Origin of the sequence: Shewanella sp. KT0246 (assembly GCF_019654955.1) — a bacterium.
GTDB classification, from domain to species: Bacteria; Pseudomonadota; Gammaproteobacteria; order Enterobacterales; family Shewanellaceae; genus Shewanella; species Shewanella goraebulensis.
On sequence record NZ_BPEV01000002.1, the window covers coordinates 181,292 to 198,238 of the forward strand.

General features: G+C 43.7%; 17 protein-coding genes. All 17 read right to left on the reverse strand.

Going from position 1 to position 16,947, the window contains the following annotated elements; translation table 11 throughout:
- Positions 1 to 67: 67 nt before the first annotated feature.
- Complete coding sequence (locus K5Q58_RS01840; protein WP_220751974.1) at positions 68 to 595, reverse strand: DUF3087 family protein; 528 nt, start codon at positions 593 to 595, stop codon at positions 68 to 70.
- Between the two features lie 347 nt (positions 596 to 942).
- Entirely contained in the window at positions 943 to 1,485 is a 543-nt protein-coding gene (locus K5Q58_RS01845; RefSeq protein ID WP_220751976.1) for a histidine phosphatase family protein, read from the reverse strand.
- A 27-nt stretch (positions 1,486 to 1,512) separates the two neighbouring features.
- Complete coding sequence (gene cobD / locus K5Q58_RS01850; RefSeq protein WP_220751978.1) at positions 1,513 to 2,604, reverse strand: threonine-phosphate decarboxylase CobD; 1,092 nt, start codon at positions 2,602 to 2,604, stop codon at positions 1,513 to 1,515.
- Entirely contained in the window at positions 2,601 to 3,518 is a 918-nt protein-coding gene (gene cbiB, locus K5Q58_RS01855) for an adenosylcobinamide-phosphate synthase CbiB (RefSeq protein WP_220751980.1), read from the reverse strand. Before cbiB ends, cobD begins: the two co-directional genes overlap by 4 nt.
- A gap of 260 nt (positions 3,519 to 3,778) precedes the next feature.
- Positions 3,779 to 5,710, reverse strand: a complete 1,932-nt coding sequence (locus K5Q58_RS01860) for a TonB-dependent siderophore receptor (protein WP_220751982.1) — start codon at positions 5,708 to 5,710, stop codon at positions 3,779 to 3,781.
- A 2-nt stretch (positions 5,711 to 5,712) separates the two neighbouring features.
- Positions 5,713 to 6,657, reverse strand: a complete 945-nt coding sequence (locus K5Q58_RS01865) for an ABC transporter substrate-binding protein (RefSeq protein ID WP_220751984.1) — start codon at positions 6,655 to 6,657, stop codon at positions 5,713 to 5,715.
- A gap of 1 nt (position 6,658) precedes the next feature.
- Complete coding sequence (locus K5Q58_RS01870; RefSeq protein ID WP_220751985.1) at positions 6,659 to 7,291, reverse strand: hypothetical protein; 633 nt, start codon at positions 7,289 to 7,291, stop codon at positions 6,659 to 6,661.
- A 70-nt stretch (positions 7,292 to 7,361) separates the two neighbouring features.
- Entirely contained in the window at positions 7,362 to 8,717 is a 1,356-nt protein-coding gene (gene cobA, locus K5Q58_RS01875; RefSeq protein WP_220751987.1) for a uroporphyrinogen-III C-methyltransferase, read from the reverse strand.
- Complete coding sequence (gene cobM / locus K5Q58_RS01880; RefSeq protein ID WP_220751989.1) at positions 8,710 to 9,486, reverse strand: precorrin-4 C(11)-methyltransferase; 777 nt, start codon at positions 9,484 to 9,486, stop codon at positions 8,710 to 8,712. Before cobM ends, cobA begins: the two co-directional genes overlap by 8 nt.
- Positions 9,483 to 10,310: a precorrin-3B C(17)-methyltransferase gene (gene cobJ / locus K5Q58_RS01885; RefSeq protein WP_220751991.1), complete on the reverse strand. Its 828-nt coding sequence runs from the start codon at positions 10,308 to 10,310 to the stop codon at positions 9,483 to 9,485. Before cobJ ends, cobM begins: the two co-directional genes overlap by 4 nt.
- Positions 10,307 to 11,119, reverse strand: a complete 813-nt coding sequence (locus tag K5Q58_RS01890) for a sirohydrochlorin cobaltochelatase (protein WP_220751993.1) — start codon at positions 11,117 to 11,119, stop codon at positions 10,307 to 10,309. Before K5Q58_RS01890 ends, cobJ begins: the two co-directional genes overlap by 4 nt.
- On the reverse strand, positions 11,116 to 11,595 hold the full coding sequence (locus tag K5Q58_RS01895) for an NAD(P)-dependent oxidoreductase (RefSeq protein WP_220751994.1): 480 nt from the start codon (positions 11,593 to 11,595) through the stop codon (positions 11,116 to 11,118). The genes K5Q58_RS01890 and K5Q58_RS01895 overlap by 4 nt, the downstream gene beginning before the upstream one ends.
- Positions 11,592 to 13,052 (reverse strand): cobalt-precorrin 5A hydrolase, encoded by a 1,461-nt coding sequence (locus tag K5Q58_RS01900; RefSeq protein WP_220751997.1) that lies wholly within the window; start codon positions 13,050 to 13,052, stop codon positions 11,592 to 11,594. Before K5Q58_RS01900 ends, K5Q58_RS01895 begins: the two co-directional genes overlap by 4 nt.
- Positions 13,053 to 13,808, reverse strand: coding sequence for a precorrin-2 C(20)-methyltransferase (gene cobI / locus K5Q58_RS01905; protein WP_220751999.1), 756 nt, complete (start codon positions 13,806 to 13,808; stop codon positions 13,053 to 13,055).
- Positions 13,808 to 15,058: a precorrin-6y C5,15-methyltransferase (decarboxylating) subunit CbiE gene (gene cbiE / locus K5Q58_RS01910; RefSeq protein ID WP_220752001.1), complete on the reverse strand. Its 1,251-nt coding sequence runs from the start codon at positions 15,056 to 15,058 to the stop codon at positions 13,808 to 13,810. Before cbiE ends, cobI begins: the two co-directional genes overlap by 1 nt.
- Positions 15,055 to 15,699, reverse strand: a complete 645-nt coding sequence (locus K5Q58_RS01915; protein ID WP_259651203.1) for a precorrin-8X methylmutase — start codon at positions 15,697 to 15,699, stop codon at positions 15,055 to 15,057. The genes cbiE and K5Q58_RS01915 overlap by 4 nt, the downstream gene beginning before the upstream one ends.
- A gap of 12 nt (positions 15,700 to 15,711) precedes the next feature.
- Positions 15,712 to 16,809: a cobalt-precorrin-5B (C(1))-methyltransferase gene (locus tag K5Q58_RS01920; protein WP_220752005.1), complete on the reverse strand. Its 1,098-nt coding sequence runs from the start codon at positions 16,807 to 16,809 to the stop codon at positions 15,712 to 15,714.
- Positions 16,810 to 16,947 lie beyond the last annotated feature (138 nt).

A 16,947-nucleotide genomic window follows, 5' to 3' on the forward strand; every position in this document is an offset into this window, starting at 1 on the left:
TATATAAAAATGATACAAAAAAACCGTTTATCAATTAACTGATAAACGGCTTTTTAATTGAGTTATCTCACTGTATTTCGTCAATTAAAGAACTGGAAAAGTCATCAAGGGTAATCACTAGATTTAAACTGGCAATTTGCGTTTCAGTTCTACTGATATCACTGTCTACTTTCCCCATCGTCAACGTATTGTTGTCTAACTCATATATCTTTTTCTGGCTGTGGTAGTAATAAAGTAGAATCGTTAATGCTTTAACGTCATTCTCACTCGCTGCAGCAATCACTTTGTTTAACTTACGATAAATACGGTTTTGCAATTGTTTAACTTGCCAAACCCAATAAATCTCTTTCATGTACGGCTTAGTTTTAATCGCATTCATCACTAAACTGCAGCTTACAACAGCTAAAAAGACACCGATGAGGTTAAGATGAAAATGGCCAGTGGACTCACCTTTAATAACTGTATCACTGCCAAAAAATTCAATAAGAAGGCCACCAAAAGCGAGTGAGAGTATGGTTAAACTGGCCACCAAACTAATTAGCAATACGTTAAGTCGTTTACGATATTGTGGCTTGTCGATTGAGATAAATTGCATACTGCACCTTATTAAAGAAAGTCACAGTATTTTACACTCTTCTAAGCAAAGCTAAATATAGTTTTGATTTTTAACTATCGATGACTCCATTTAACTCTATAAAAAATCACAACAGTTCAACCATATAGCGGACAATTTAAGGCACCCCTAATTTATGGATACAAAAACCGAGCTATTGCTCGTCTCTTCTGAATTTGGCAAGGGTAGCAAGAATCGAACTCGCAACCTAGAGGTTATAAATACAGGCTAAAGAGCAAACTTTTAGCTCATTAGGTTAAACAGCCTGAGTAATCATTTACTCAATAACAGTGAGATGAAATCATCTATACACTATATATCCACCTCAACTATATACTCACCTTTACGATGCCACAGTTTGCTGGAACAGAATAACTCTCAGACCAAGGAGTGGCGCCATTTAAGTAGTTTTGTAATATTCTCAACCACTCTCCGTGACATATAACAATCACACTTTCTAATCCTAGCTCAGTGATATGTTCTAGAAAAAGCTTAATTCTATCCAAGGCATTCAAAGTCGTCTCAGCCCCTTCAATGTCCATATCATCCCCGTGAAATCGTCTATCATAAGCTTGCCAAAGTGGATTAGATTCACACCTTAAAATCCCCTCCAACACCCCAAAACTGCGCTCTCTTAACAGGCTAGACATTTGAATGGGTAAGTTTAATTGCTTATTAGCCCATTGCGCAGTTGCTTCTGCACGGCCTAAATCGCTGCTAATAATGAGCTCGGCTCCAACAGAAAGTAATTCAATTCCAAGTTTGCAGGCTTGCTGAACTCCAGTTTCACTCAGTGCACTGTCTAAATGCCCTTGCAACCTGCCTTGTACATTCCACTCAGTTTCTCCATGGCGACAAAAAAATACTTTCATACTAAACACTACTTTCGGTTAATGACACTAGATGGCGGGTTCAAATACGGGAGTTGAAAACGATTCATTGCTTTGAGACATATCAGCCTGAATGCTATTGAGAACATATATTAACTTCGACCATTGCAGTTCGTTTTTAGGTAAGCCGAATCGTAAAGCATCACCTTCATCCGTTAATCTCACCAGCACACCGTGCTGACATAACAAATCAAACCATTGTTGGGCATTGTTAAAATAAGCACATTGAAATAATGCTGTTCCAGTAACTGGGACATTGAGGCTTGTGAGCAATTGCCGCATTCGCAGGCTGGCTTGTTCTAAGCGTGTTATCTGCTTTTGCTGCCAATCAATATCCGAAAATGCTTTTTTACAAATATATCTCGCAGGGCCATTAACCGTCCAAGGCCCTAGCTTGTTTTGCAAGATTTGTTTCACTCTTTCAGGCGCAAAAACAAACCCTACTCGTATTCCAGCTAAACCAAAAAACTTGCCGATTGAGCGCAACACAACCAAGTTATCCATATTGTGTTTATCGATTGATTTGGCATTATCGACATCCATAAATGCCTCATCGATAATTAAATACCCCTGTTTTGCAGACACTATTGCACGCCACTTTTTTAGCAACGCGACTGGCACTTCGATAGAGGAGGGATTATTCGGATTGATAACCAATAACACATCACACTGCTCTACTTGCTTGGAAGATGGGAAAGGATCAGAAATCGGTTTACCCGTTTGACTATCAATGGTGCGGCTTTCATAGAAATCTAACTCCCAGCCACAATCTCTCCATGATTTTTCATGCTCTTTATAGCCGATATTTGGTAATAATATACGGCCTTTTTGCCCTCTTATATGGCTTATCACATCAGGAAGTAACTGAATTGCCGCTTGAGAGCCTGCAACAGCTAAGGGGCTAATACCACCATAATAATGAGCAGCAGACTCTTCTAGTCCATCCTCTTCAGGTAACCTGTTCCAAACTGACAAAGGGATTTCAGGTATCGGGTATGTCCACGGACTGACCCCTGTAGATAAATCAACCCACTCTGACTTTGGAATGCTATATTTGCTGGCAATTCTATTAAGTTTGCCGCCATGGTGTAATAACGTCATTTAAGATGCTCCAACGTTCCCATCATCAGCCCTATCAAAAGTAAAAATAACACCCAATAAATACCGCTTAGCCAAACAAGCCGACATGCTCGGTGAATATCCTGTGCAGTCGCAGGTTTTCCGGTCCCTAAAATGGGTTTATCACACTTGTAACCTTCATATTCAGCAGCGCCGCCCATTTGAATATTCAAGCTACCAGCCCCTGCCGACATCACCACACCGCCATTTGGACTAGCGCATTTGTGTGCTTGTTTTTTCCAACTCTGTATAGCCAAAGAAAACTGACCTCCCATTGCATAAAATATCGCGCAAATCCTGGCAGGAATATAATTCAATAAGTCATCAAACTTCGCCGCAGCCCAGCCAAACTCTTTAAAGGTGTTATTTTTGTAACCCCACATCGCATCTAGGGTATTGGCAAATCGATAAATAATCGCCCCAGGAATACCCGCAACGGCAAACCAAAATAAAGCACCAAATAACGCATCATTACCATTTTCTAACACAGACTCTAAAGTGGCATTCACCACTTCTTGCTCGGTTAAATTAGCGGTTTTTCTGCTGACTATCATGCTTACCCTTTCTCTTGCCAGCGGTAAGTCTGTTTCAATTAACGCATCACCTACTGCATTACCATGCTCAGACAAACTTCTAGCACCGATCACAAAATACAATATGATCGCATCAAGTAAAAAGTAACGTGGAATCAATAACAGTGGGATTAACGGTAAAAAGGCAACAATTAACGCCAATAACCCGCGAACTTTTGACGCTTTCCAGCATGTTTTTTTGACCCAATTAACATACTTTCCTAAACCTACTAACGGATGAAAACGGTTAACTTCACCAAAAGCCTTATCAGCAATTAACGCTACGCTAATTACACCGGCGATATAGAAAAACTCGAGATACATATCACTCCTGCAGCCCCATACTCAAAGGCAAAATGACGTTTTATATTTTATGGCATTCTTCAATTCTATATTGCAGCTATCAAGTGATTCACTGTCAATTCTCACAGAAGATCTTCTGGTTATAGTAAAATGAGAGCAATCCCACTGATAAAAACTCGATGTGATAGTCGCCAACTATTAATAATATTTACTATCCATGCTATATCTAACTTGCAAAGACACAGCATGCATAGATAAGAACTCAATTAACGAAAACAGTGCTAAAAGTTATATGAATAGGTTAATTGCACATTTCTAGGAGTGCCTAAAGTCGCAATAGGACCATCATAAAAGTTCTCTGGAGCCGTGCTTCCGGGATTAAACAAGCCTGTTTGTGCATCATCGTCAAACGCATTCTCAATTTTTAAATTGATTGTTTGTGCTAATGAATCGCCAAATTTATAACTTGCACCGAGGTCCACCAGCGTATATTCACCGTACTCTTCATCATAACTGGTCATCGTTCCAACATAGTTAGTCGACATCCATAACATCCAATTACTCATTTGCGGTTGATAATCAACTCGAACATTTGCCGCTAAATCTGGCACATTCATTAGTGCTTCCTGACCATCACTGTCTTCAATGTCGCTATAAGTCAGCCCTGTTGATAGTGTCCAGTCTTGAGCAATCAAGCTAGTCCAAAGAATGTCGATACCTTGAGTCGTCACATCATCATTTAAGTTAATATATTGGTATTGGCCGCCATCGACTTGTTCAATACCAATCAAGTCAGATATTTCACGCCAGAACAAGTTTACAGCAACTTGATCTTTATCATGACTGTACTCAACGCCCACATTAATATTGGTGCCAGTTTCAGGCTTTAAGTCACGATTACCGTAAGCAGAGTCATCATCGCTGGCATACAGTTGCTCAGCTGAAGGCAGGCTAAACGAGGTACCTGCGGCTAAGTTTATTGACCACGCGTCACTCAATAAATGACGTCCACTTAATTCCAGCGCTGTACCTGACTCGCCATCATGCACACTGGTATAGCGACCACCTATGGACAATTTCGTATCTGGTAACGCAGCAATATGAGGTAAATATTGGCCGAACACATCAGTTACACGCTCTGTATTTGACTTAAAGTTCATTACGGCATCTTCACCAGAATACTGCTGTTGCTCGACACCATAATTAACCTTATGCTCCCCAAAACTTGAGTGCATAGTCATTTTGGCACCGTAATCTTCAAATCCCCAAGGATCATCTTTATTAACTAAATCAATGCTGCCATCTTCATATTGATATAAACGGAAATAATCTGTATCCCATTTATGGTAATAGCCTTTAAACTCCACTTGATGATCATCATTGATGCCATGCTCAGCTTGCAGGGTCACTAATGTTTGCTCGCGCTTATTCTGGGTTTGCACGTTATGATAAGGACGTAAGTAATCTAAATCAGCTAAGTTATATTGCGCCATCAATTGCACACGAGTGTCACCAAAGGTTTGTGCCAGTTTCACACCTAGGTTTTGCACATCATAGCCGCGTTCAGTATCGGTTGTGGTCCAATGTATATCTTCATCATTATATGGCTGATAACCATCAGATTGGTCGTTAGCGCCGAAAACCGTCACTTCTGTGTCAGCAATTTTTGTCGATACATAGCCATTAAACTGGGTGCTACCCATGGTATCAATGCCCGCATTTAATTGACCTTCATTTGTGCCTTTATAGCTGCGAGTAACAATATTAATCACCCCAGCTAAAGCAGATGTACCATACATTACAGATTGACCTGCTTTGAGCACTTCGATGCGTTCAATCATGGCCGTGCTGATCGTATCTAAGTAACCACCACCGAACAAACGGTTGTTAATACGGTTTCCATCAATCAACCATAAAATATCCTTTGAGCGACTGCCTTGCAGTGAATACGTAGCATAATCATAACGGCCGTTTTTAGCTAAAACGGTTAATCCTGGTACGCTTTGTTTTAATATCGCATTAAGATCGGATGTGCCTGCTAATTCAATCATATCGCGATCAATCACAACTAACTCAACGCCGACTTTTTCTTGTTCGAATGCTTGAGCTTGCTCTTGTACGCCAATAATATTGAGCACTTCCATCGATTCTGCTGATAATTGTGGCAAAACGAATAAGGCGCCAATTGCGATACTAATTTGGGTAAACTTCATGCTTACGATCCCTGATTGCTTGATTGTGAAAACTTCACTAATTGTTGATTTAAATGACTAATGCCATTAATAAGACGAGGGGATGCCACAGTGTCACTAAACGGCATCACCACAAATCGTTGATGCTTTACCGCATCGATGTGCTTTAAAAGGGGGTGACTAGTCAAATAGTCGATGAGTTTGTTGGGGTCACTAAAGTTTGAAGCGGCAATACTGATCACCTCAGGATTGGCATAAACCACGGTTTCCCAATTCCAAGTGCCCCAGCGCTGTTGCATTTCTGAAGCTACATTTTGTGCTCCAGCCAGACGTATCATTAAATCTACGGCGCCAAAACCGCCTGAAACTCTGGCCGTTTCACCACCGCCGTCGAAATGCAATACCCGCCAGCTTTGCGTTGAGGTGGTACTCGGTAACTGCGCCGTTGCCAGTGTTTTAAGTTGCTTAGCTCGTGAGGTAACCTCAAATAGTCGAGCCAATTCAAAGGTATCTTGCCAAATATCATCCCATTGCAGTTGACGATTTTTTAGCGGGCAATAAGAGGCGCTAACCAATGTCGATACGCCCCAATCTTGCCATTGCTCTTGCGAGCCCATGCTGCCGATTTGAAATCCTGCAGGAAACCCTAAATACAGCAAATCTGGCTGCAATAGCATTAGCTGCTCGTGAGTTGGCCACTTTTCAGATAATTGCGGGATCCCCTCCAATAAATGCACAAGAGAAGGATCGACTTCATCGTCGGGATAGGCTGTGGCAATTAACTTTTCATGCAAGCCAAGGCGTAACATATTCTCGGTTGCAAATTGGTTAATGCTGATGACATTTTCAAGCTTATTCGAAGGGATAACTGGAACATAGCAAGGCGTCGCATTCGCTTGTTCAGCTAACAATAAACTTACAGCTAACAGCAGGCTTACAGGTACCAATGTAAAAACCTTAACCTTCATGCTAATGAGCTCCTTGAAAATACTGTTGTAGTTGCTCATTGGATTTAAGATAAATATCAGTGGTATATACTCCTGCCTTCCCAGCCTCAACACACAATGCACTTGCCATGGCAGAGCAATACCCCAAACAATTACTTTTAATCACTTGAACATGGTTTTGTTTGGCTAGCTTGATAATTCGCTCACTGTGTTGTTCGTGTGAGGTACTGCAACTACATGGTTGCTGATGGCAAAGAATCAATTTTTTGGTTGGTTTTGGCTGTTTTTTCTTTTTGTGAAATGACACAATCATCACTTCAGTATTTTCAAAACTCATGCGCTCAACTGGCCAAGGTGCTTGAATATCACTTGAAACGAATATCGCCATTAACTTGGCTTGATATTCACTAGGAGTAAAACCCGTTTCATTTAAGTAGCGACGCATCTTGTATTGCCACTTAGCATCCACCGCTAAAAGTTCCCAACCATTCGATTTTGCTGAAGCTTCAATCACCTCATTAAGCTCACTTTTATCAACGACCAAATAACCTATTTGCGGCTGTGCAACTAAAATTGCTGTCAGTTGTTCCCGTGATAAATTGCTGCTATTAGCCAAAATTAGGTAATAGTCAGCCGTGCCGAGAATTGAGTTCATCAGCAAAACCTCATTTTTAATATATATGGCGACTTGAAATCAGCCACGTTAAGTTAGATGTTCAGCCTTATCATGCTGCGAGTTCCAACAAGTGGGCGCCAATAGACGCTGGCGTATCAGTTTTGAGTAACAATCTCGCCGGATAACCCTGCTGCTGAGCAAAGTGAATCAAATCACGATTGTAGCTAAGCACTAGTTCAGGACGACAAGCTGAGGCTTGCAGACATTTAAATGCATTAATATCATCTAAAATCGCCAACCTAGCATTAGGCGTACAGTGTTCAGGCAATTGATAACTTGAGGTACTTGTATTAACCACACCGTCAAGCTTAATGCTGATGGCCGTAGGATTGTCACAAAGCACCAGCGCATCATTAGCTCGCGGAGCTGTAATCACACCTAAATTTGCTAAGCTTGCGGCGGCTTCATTATCTGCGCTGATATGCCAATGCCACTGACGTACATCAAGGCGATGCGCAATACTCGAGTGCAATAAACTTTCCACCGCATTAGCACCAATAAGGTGTAATGCTTGAGCATCATTAACTCGATGCCAATCTTGCTTGCTTAAGGGATGCTTTTGCTTAACGAAGGGTTCAACCACAATCGCGCCAGCCATTTTCATGGCGTTCACCAAGTCAAGATTGTTACAACATGATAAAATTTGATAGCCACTGAGTGGCAATTGATTACGCCAATTAAGCTCTGGCGCTAAAGACACAACATCGCCAATAACGACTAACATAGGGTCGCCATTATCAAACGCGATAATTTGACTGCCGACTTCTCCAAGAGATGAACGAAGCAGGCGTTGATTCGCCCCCGTAGCCGCAGAAATGACAGCAACAGGAATGTCAGCATCTTTGCCTTGAGACATCAACAACTCAGCGTGAGCACTCAACTTTTTTGCCCCCATGTACAACACCAAGGTGCCAGAGCTTTGGCCAAGTGCAGCCCAGTTCAACAAGGTTTTTGAGCTTTGATGACCACTGGCAAATGTCACATCAGAAGCCATCCCATTACTGGTTAATGGAAAGCCAGCATAAGCGGCAGCGCCTAAGGAAGCGCTAATTCCGGGGACCACTTGATAGCCAATGCCATGGTGAGTCAGGCAACGACACTCTTCCGTCGCTCGACCAAATATGAACGGATCACCTGCTTTTAATCTCAGCACGTTTTTTCCCGCTAATGCTTGTTCAACGACTTCAGGGTGCATGCCGTATTCGATACTAGTGCCGCAGTAACCTCGATACCCCACAGGTAATAACACTTTATCTGCAGGAATTTGCGATAAAATGGCTGGCCCAACAAGAAGGTCGTAACACACCACGTCACAGTACTGCATTAGCTCAACGGCTCGTTGAGTGAGCAAGCCGGGATCGCCCGGTCCTGCGCCAACAAGAAAAACCGTCCCGGGCTTAGACATCGCTAACCTCCGCAACCCGCGCCTTACGAAAACCATGGGTAAATTCGGCGGCATATAATCTAGAATCGTTAAACTCATCTTGATTAAGTACTTTACTGACAATAATCATCGCTGTGGCTCTAATACCTGCGCTTTCCACTTGCTCAACAATGGTATCCAATGTGCCACGTATAATACGTTGCTCTGGATGAGACGCCTTCTCAACGACCGCGACAGGCCAATTACCTGGATAAACATCTTTAAGTTCACGGGCAACTTTACGAATTAATGATGCAGATAAGAACAAACACAGCGTCGCTTCATGTGCAGCAAGAGACTTAAGGTTCTCTTTTTCTGGTACTGGAGTGCGGCCACTAGCACGGCTTAAAATAATGGTTTGGCATTGCTCAGGTAAAGTTAACTCTTGGCCTAATGCTGCCGCTGAAGCTTGAAAAGAGCTAACTCCAGGCACGACTTTCCAATCAATACCTAATACATCGAGTCGACGGGTGGTTTCAGCTAGCGAGCTGTAAATCGATAAGTCCCCCGTTTGAACTCGCGCAACATCTTGACCTTGTTGATGTGCGTTTTCACATACAGCAATGATTTCATCTAAGTCCATGTCTTCAGAGCTCAACACTAATGCATCTTCTCTTGCACGTGCCACCACTTCTTTAGGCACTAACGAGCCGGTGTAAAGCACAACAGGACAAGCTTCAACTAAACGTGCACCTTTAACTGTGATTAAGTCTGGGTCCCCTGGACCTGCGCCAATGAAATATACGGTCATGCTATTAACTCCTTAGTATTTAATGCCTTGCCTCGTTTTTGACCTTGCTTTACTTCACCGCTTTCAAAACAATATTTGTTGTCGTATCCACGAGGGGTAATAATTTTGTCGTCAAATAAGTAGCTCTGACTGTTACCTACAATCACTGCAGCAGTCATGGCAAACTCACAATCAGTAAAGTTGGCTAAATCGCTAATTTGAATGCTTTGCTCGTCGCCACGATAAGCATTGTCGATAATGGCGACTGGGGTATTAGGATCGCGATAACACAACAAAATCTCTTGGGCTCTTTCAATATGATTCACTCGACGACGAGAACGAGGGTTATAAAAGGTAATTGAAAAGTCTGCCTGCGCGGCAGCATCAATGCGCTGCTCTATGAGAGTCCACGGAGTTAATAAATCTGATAACGAAATCGTACAACCGTCATGGCCAAGAGGCGTACCGACTAAAGATGCACAAGCATTAGCAGCGGTAATACCAGGCACCATAGTCACCTTGGTTTCATGGTCTTTGTCCCAGCCCTTATCTTGCAGCATTTGATAAACCAAAGAGCCCATGGCATAAATGCCCGCATCTCCTGAAGAAATTACCGCAACCTTTTTACCCGAAAAAGCATGTTCAACCGCGATTTGGGCACGTTCAACTTCACGGGTCATGCCGTTAGCTTCAATCTCTTGCTTGGTAAGCAAAGACTCAATCAGTTTGATATAAGGCTTATATCCAACAATGATCTCAGCCTGCTCTATCGCCTCTCTTGCCATCGGGGTAACCAGTTTTAGATCCCCAGGTCCAATGCCAACGATGGCTAAATTTCCACTCATGATAGTGCTCCAAGTTTGTTAAATTCAGTATTGATTTGATGCCAAAGAACATCGGTAACCGCTGGTAAATCCAGTAAACAGAAGCGCTCAGAATCAATGGGCTTTGCAATTTCGACTGAAGCGACTTCTTGTAAATCAGTTTGAATTGCTTTGACATCGTTAACCGCATGGTTACCACTAACCAATAACAGTGGGATTAACCTAATTTTGCTGGCATTGGACAATTGTGTTTTTAGCTTAGGAGCGACTAAACCATAAGGACTTGCGCCCTCTAATGAGCAGCAATGATGCTCACTACTAAGCTGCTCAAGTAACTGCTGGCTATACCAAATTGCGCTGTACCCAGGATTATCTAAATGCGGCGCGCCATGGTGAATAAAGAGATTATGCACTCCGTCGCCAGCAGGGTATCGCGTCGCTAAACTAGCCAAAATCTCATTAGCTCCATTCACGCTTTGCAATAATGCGGGGGTATAACTAAAGCGAGATAAGCTAAATTGTTTAAAGCTTTCAACGGTTTGCTTAAGCTGCTGATGTTCCTCTGTTGGATAGAGGTAACAAGACGCAACCACAACTTGGCGATAGCCTTCGCGATCAAGACTGGCCAATTGTTGTGGCAATGTTTGTAGTTCACGTTCGTTTAAACGGTTTAGTACCATACGAGAGCTCACCGCTAAGCGGACTTCACAGTCCCCATAACGCTCTTGAGCAAGCGCTAATAACGCATCAAAGCGAGCTTGGTCTACTACAGAGCCAAAACAGCAAAGCACTAATGCCCGCCCTTGTTGATAATGACGTTGTCTTTTCATTGAATTGACTGACCTTGTTGAAATTTTGAAAGAGTTTGAGAAAGCATCAATGTATGTAAGCGAGTTTGCTTTGGATCGTTTCCCGGACCTGACACTGCGATGATACTGTCGCCAACACTACGGCTGCATGGATTAACCATATTGCCAAGGCGAGGCTGACAGCTGACACAGACCAATTTCCCAAGTTCGATTAACCGAGAGCTTACTTGGCAAATAAATAGCTGCTGCGTTAAATCACTTGGCCAAGGCAATGCAATGTAGAACAGGTCAAAGCCTATCCACTTCTTAGGGTTACATTGATAAAAGTCCGCCTCAATACGGGCGCAATTTAACTCTACACATTCAGCACTAAATTCTGGTGCTAGCAGCGTAACTTGCTGGTCATAACGCAGCGCGGTTTTAGCTTTTATTTCTGCCGCGCGTCCACCGCCGATAATTAATATTCGCTGCGGTTTAGTTAAGGTTATTGGCATCATGAGGCTTGCCCACTTTTACAGGAAATTTGTGCAATAAACTGCGACGGTAAAATATCTGACCAAGGCTGCTTCTTAAGCAATGCTTGAAACAGGGTTCGCCACGTGTCAAAAGGCATGTTTTCTAAATTTTGGAGCCAAACGCCATGGTTAGGGTCAACTTGCTGATCGTGACGATATAGCACTGCGCGATACCCTGTACGACACCCGCCAACACACTGACTACGGGTGAGTTTAAGGCGTTGTTCATTTGGTAGCTCTGTTGCTGATAAGCGACGTAACTGACTGGCAAACGTTTTAATACCACCATCATCACAATGGCGCCCACCACATAAAATTAAGTGATAGGCATAATCCTTCATAGCTTTGGGTTTGCGCTCAATTTCTGCGTTAACAGGCTCAGTTAAACAAGCCGCTAAGGTGACGTTGAATCCCTGGGCTTTAAATTTAAACTTAGCTGCTAATAACTTTTTACTGTTGCTAGCGTATAAACACGCCGCTTCAGCGACAGACTTAACCCCGATACAGCGCTCAACGGTGGCCGATGGATTCTCTATACCTTCAACATCGGCCAGTTGCTTGGCACTAAAGCACTTAAATGGCACAGCCAGTTGCTTGGCAAAAGCAATTAAGCCAACCTCATTTGCTTTAAGTTGAATACTGTTAAGGCTACGAATTGCCAATGGCGATAAGTCATGCTGCAGGCAAAATGCACTTAGCGCCTGTGCTATCACTTCCTGAGGCGTGTTGCGATCGCAACCAATACCAATCTCTAACACAGAGGGCCGCCAGATAACCGTTGGGCCCGAAAATGCGGCTAAGTCGGCTTTATGGCTGATTACAATTCTCGCTTCATGGCTGTCTGCTGTAGACTCGCCAGTTAAGTGAGTCCAGTTTGTCGGCCAAGGCATTTGGTGTGGCCACCAGCGTCGATGACCACTGTGTTGTTCAATACAAACCGGACGTCGATTAACCACTGCTGCACTCACCGCTGTGATATCAGTTTCACAACTTGGCTCCAGCTGCCAGCCATAAGCTGCCCCCAGCAAATCCACTGATAGTGAACCACTGGCATCACTGGCTGTAGTAATTACCGCTTGAGCGCCAATGGCTTCAGCTATCCGTAGCGCCCATTTATTAGCACCGCCGCGATGGCCACTTAATACAGGCACAACAAATTGCCCTTGCTCATCCATACATATTACGGCTGGATCTTGACGCTTATTTGTCGCCAGTTCCGCCAGTACACGGGTCATAATGCCAATTGAGCAAATACATAAATGCACTGAAAAGTCAGCGAATTGACGAGCAAAATGCGCTTTAAATGCTCCCTCAATTTGGCAGGCTTTGCTGGCATCATTAGGGTATAAAGCAAAACCTTGCGCCTCGGGCATCACAACCAGTAACTTATCAGCTAACAAGCCACCTTGCTGGGTTATGGCATGGATAGCCAGAAACATTTACGCCACCTTCCCATGACGTAAACGACCTTTACGGCCACGAATAGAAAGCTGGATCATGGCAAAGTAACGATGCTCTTTTGGTACGTCGCGTAAGTCCTCATATACCTCTTGATTATCACCACTGGCATAAGACACATAACGAGCACAATGCAGTAATCCCATTGGTTCTAAAAGCGCAATCAAAGGCTCTACTATACGGCCAGCTTTGATTAAAATAATGGTGTCAAACTCCTCAATTAGGCTTGGCAACATGTCAATGCCGTAAGTGGCGGGTACGACACAAAAACGTTCTTCACCATCAGCAAGTGGTACTCCCGTTGCAGCAGGAACAGCTGTGATTGACGACACCCCTGGAACAATTTCAACTTCAACATCGGGCAAACTCTCAGCTAACTCTTCTTGCAGATAAGCCCAAGTACTAAACACTGACGGATCGCCTTCGGTAATAAAAGCCACATCCAAGCCCTGTTTCAAGCGAGTGATAATGGCTGTTGCAGCTCTCTGCCAAGCTGGCACGGTGATGCTGACATCGCGGCTCATCGGAAAATGCAAAAACAGCGTCTCACCTTGAATTTCTTCAGGCGTAACGGCCCCCGTTGCAATCGCCCATGCAAAAGAGTCTTGCTGGCCTGCAGTTTTTTCAGGTACCGCAACTACATCAGTTTCACGTAATAGCTTTGCTGCACGTAACGTCATCAAATCGCTTGCGCCTGGACCTACGCCAATCGCGTATAATTTGCCTACTTTTTTCATTACACTTCCGGTTTTTCAAAGATAAATAAATGGATGGGGTTGTTCGCTTGATAGCTCATATAAGGCCCTATAGGTCGCTCATGAGCACTCTGAATAAGAATGATATTTGGGGTTAATTGATGTTGCTTTGACAGCAGAGATAACTCAGTCAAGGTTTCCAATGTCACCGCACTAAAAACCATCCTGCCACCTGACTTTAAGGCTTGCCAAAATAGTGGGAATAGTTGTTCAAGTTGACCTCGAGAACCACCACAAAAAATCGCATCAGGGGCAGGTAAATCAGCTAAGCCTTGCGGCGCTTTGGCTTTAACTAACGTGAGGTTATCGACTTTATGCAGTAAACGATTAGCTTCAATTTGTGGCCAACAATCTGCTGAGCATTCAATAGCAAATGTGCTTGCTCGATTAGCAATCTTTGCTGACTCAATGGCTACTGAACCAGAGCCTGCGCCAACATCCCATACCACAGAATCTGACTGCAAACATAGATTTGCAACCGCTACAGCGCGCACAGGCGCTTTAGTAATTAAGCCATTTCTGGGGATGGTTTTCAGGTACTCATCATCAGGACGATGGCCTTTACAACCTTGCCATTTTGCTTGGTTCTCGCGCTGTAAAATGACAATATTTCTATTAGAAAATGACTCAACTTCACACTGCGCTAATTCAGTTGAGGTATAACAAGTCACGCGTTCATCACAACCGCCTAGGTCTTCACAAACTGCAATGCGCCAACCTAATTCATTAAACTCAACAAGGTGCTTTGCAATTGCCACAGGACTGTTCACGCTGTCAGTTAACACTGCTACTAAATTAGAGTCTTGCAGCCTAGCCACCAGTCCAGGCACCTGCTGAGCATTCACTTTTCCATGAAGTGAGAACATGTCCATCTGGGTATAAGGCAAAGCCAATCGAGCGCAAGCTAATTGAACGCAGCTCAGATTAGGAATAATTTCAACGTCGCAAGCATCAGTCTGCTTGGCTAACGTTTGCCCAATGCCAAAAAATAACGGATCGCCACTTGCCAGCACGGTAACAAATTGCTGCTGCGCTTTAGCTGTTAAATCAGTTAGCCATGCATCTAACGGCAAAGTGAGCTTAACCTTGTCACCAGAAAATTGTGGGAAAAACGCCAGTTGCTCAGTCGTGCCAGCTAAAACTTCAGACTCAGCAATCGCATTCATTGCCCGACTCGTTAAGCTAGTGCAACCGTCAGCGCCAACGCCGATCAAATTTAACTTTCCGATCATTTGGCCGCCTCAACCATGAGGGCATGTAATGCAGCAACAACCAAAGTACTGCCACCTTTTCGGCCATGGCAACTAATATGTTCAAGACCACTTTGCATTAGTGCTTGCTTTGATTCATCTGCACGCACAAAACCAACGGGTAAACCTATGATCAATGCAGGATTAATTTCACCAGCTTGAGCCATTCTAATAAACTCAAACAAAGCTGTTGGTGCATTACCGATACCAATGATTGCACCATCAAGTAACCCAGCTGTAGCCGCTTGATGAGCCGCTTCTATCGCGCGGGTTTTACCACTGGCAATAGCAGCATCAATCACCTTTGGCTCACTAATAAGACAATGAGCCTGATTACCGAATGTGGCCATGCGGCGATCACTTAGCCCTGTGACAATCATATTGACGTCAGTGACAATATTGGCACCATTGCGGATAGCGTCGATTCCTTTTTGAGCCGCTTCTTCGCTAAAACTAAATAGGGTGGCAAACTCAAAATCGCCACTGGTATGGATAACCCGACGGATCACCGGCCATTCCAAATTATTAAAATCATGACCACCATGATCTCTATCTATTTCGATATCAATTTGGGCAAATGAGTCATGCTCAATCTGTTGCCCTTGCTGTGTTAACTGTTTCATTTGTTCCAAGATTTATTCTCCATGACAGGCTGTAGCCAACAGTGAGCCGTCAAAGTCAATAAGCTGAACTTCAACAATCACCTTGCTATGGCTATATTCGTAACAATGATGCGCTGCCATCTGGCATAAACGAGTAAAGAATTGCCCATGTAAGGCTTCAGGTAACAGCGTGAATAAGTGACGCCCCGTATTCGCTTCGAGAACGGCTTGACACAGCGCCGCACTCCCGCCTAAAGCTGCAACTTCCTGAGCTAATAACTTAAATTGAATAGCGCGACCAGTAACATGGGTCATCGTGGTGCCACCAGCTAACTTGCAAAGCTTGCCAATCATGGTGACTAAGGTGATTTTTTTAATGCCATAGCGGGCTGCTGCACGAATACCTACACCAAAGAAGTCGCCAGCTTGCGCAAATTGTGTTTCGCTCCAATTGGGCCTAGCCACCATCGCAGACCGTTCTGTTCTGCTGCCGGTTGTAAGCACCATTTCGCAATAACCTGCAGCAACAGCCACTTCTACACTTTGACGAACAGATGCGGCATAAGCTGACGTTGAGTAGGGATAAACCGTACCTCGGGTACCCAATATTGAAATACCACCCACCAAGCCTAAACGGCGACCAATGGTCTTTTGAGCAATAGTTTCGCCGTCGGTGACCCAAATAGTTACCTTAGCGCCTTTATAATGATGCTGATGTAAAAGTGGTAATAGATGTTCGCGGATCATCTTTCTGGGGACAGGGTTAATCGCAGGTTCACCAATACCAAGCTCTAAACCTGCTTTGGTCACAGTTGCTACCCCTTCACCAGCAACAAACTCAATGCCACAAGACTGAGTAATTTCGACAGTCGCACCAATTTCAGCGCCATGAGTACAATCAGGATCATCACCAGCATCTTTAATAACCGATGCCATACCCAATTCGCATTGTTTAAGCACAAATTTAGCTTGTTTTCCGCTAGGTAACGTAACCTCAACGCTCTGTGAGAGATGTTCACCCATCAGCGTTTTTATTGCAGATAAAGCAGCTGCTGTCGCGCATGCCCCAGTAGTAAATCCGGTTCTTAAGTCGCGTTTGCTTTTGCTTTTTTTTATTGCCGTTACCGTCACTACAAGCCAACCAATAGTTGCTTTGTCATGGCAGGGGATAATGTTTGAACCGTCATAATCTTTTGCCTAAATCGCTGTAAAGATATTGAACGGGAATGGAAATGGGAATGACGCCTACAAAGGAGCATCAGACATTGA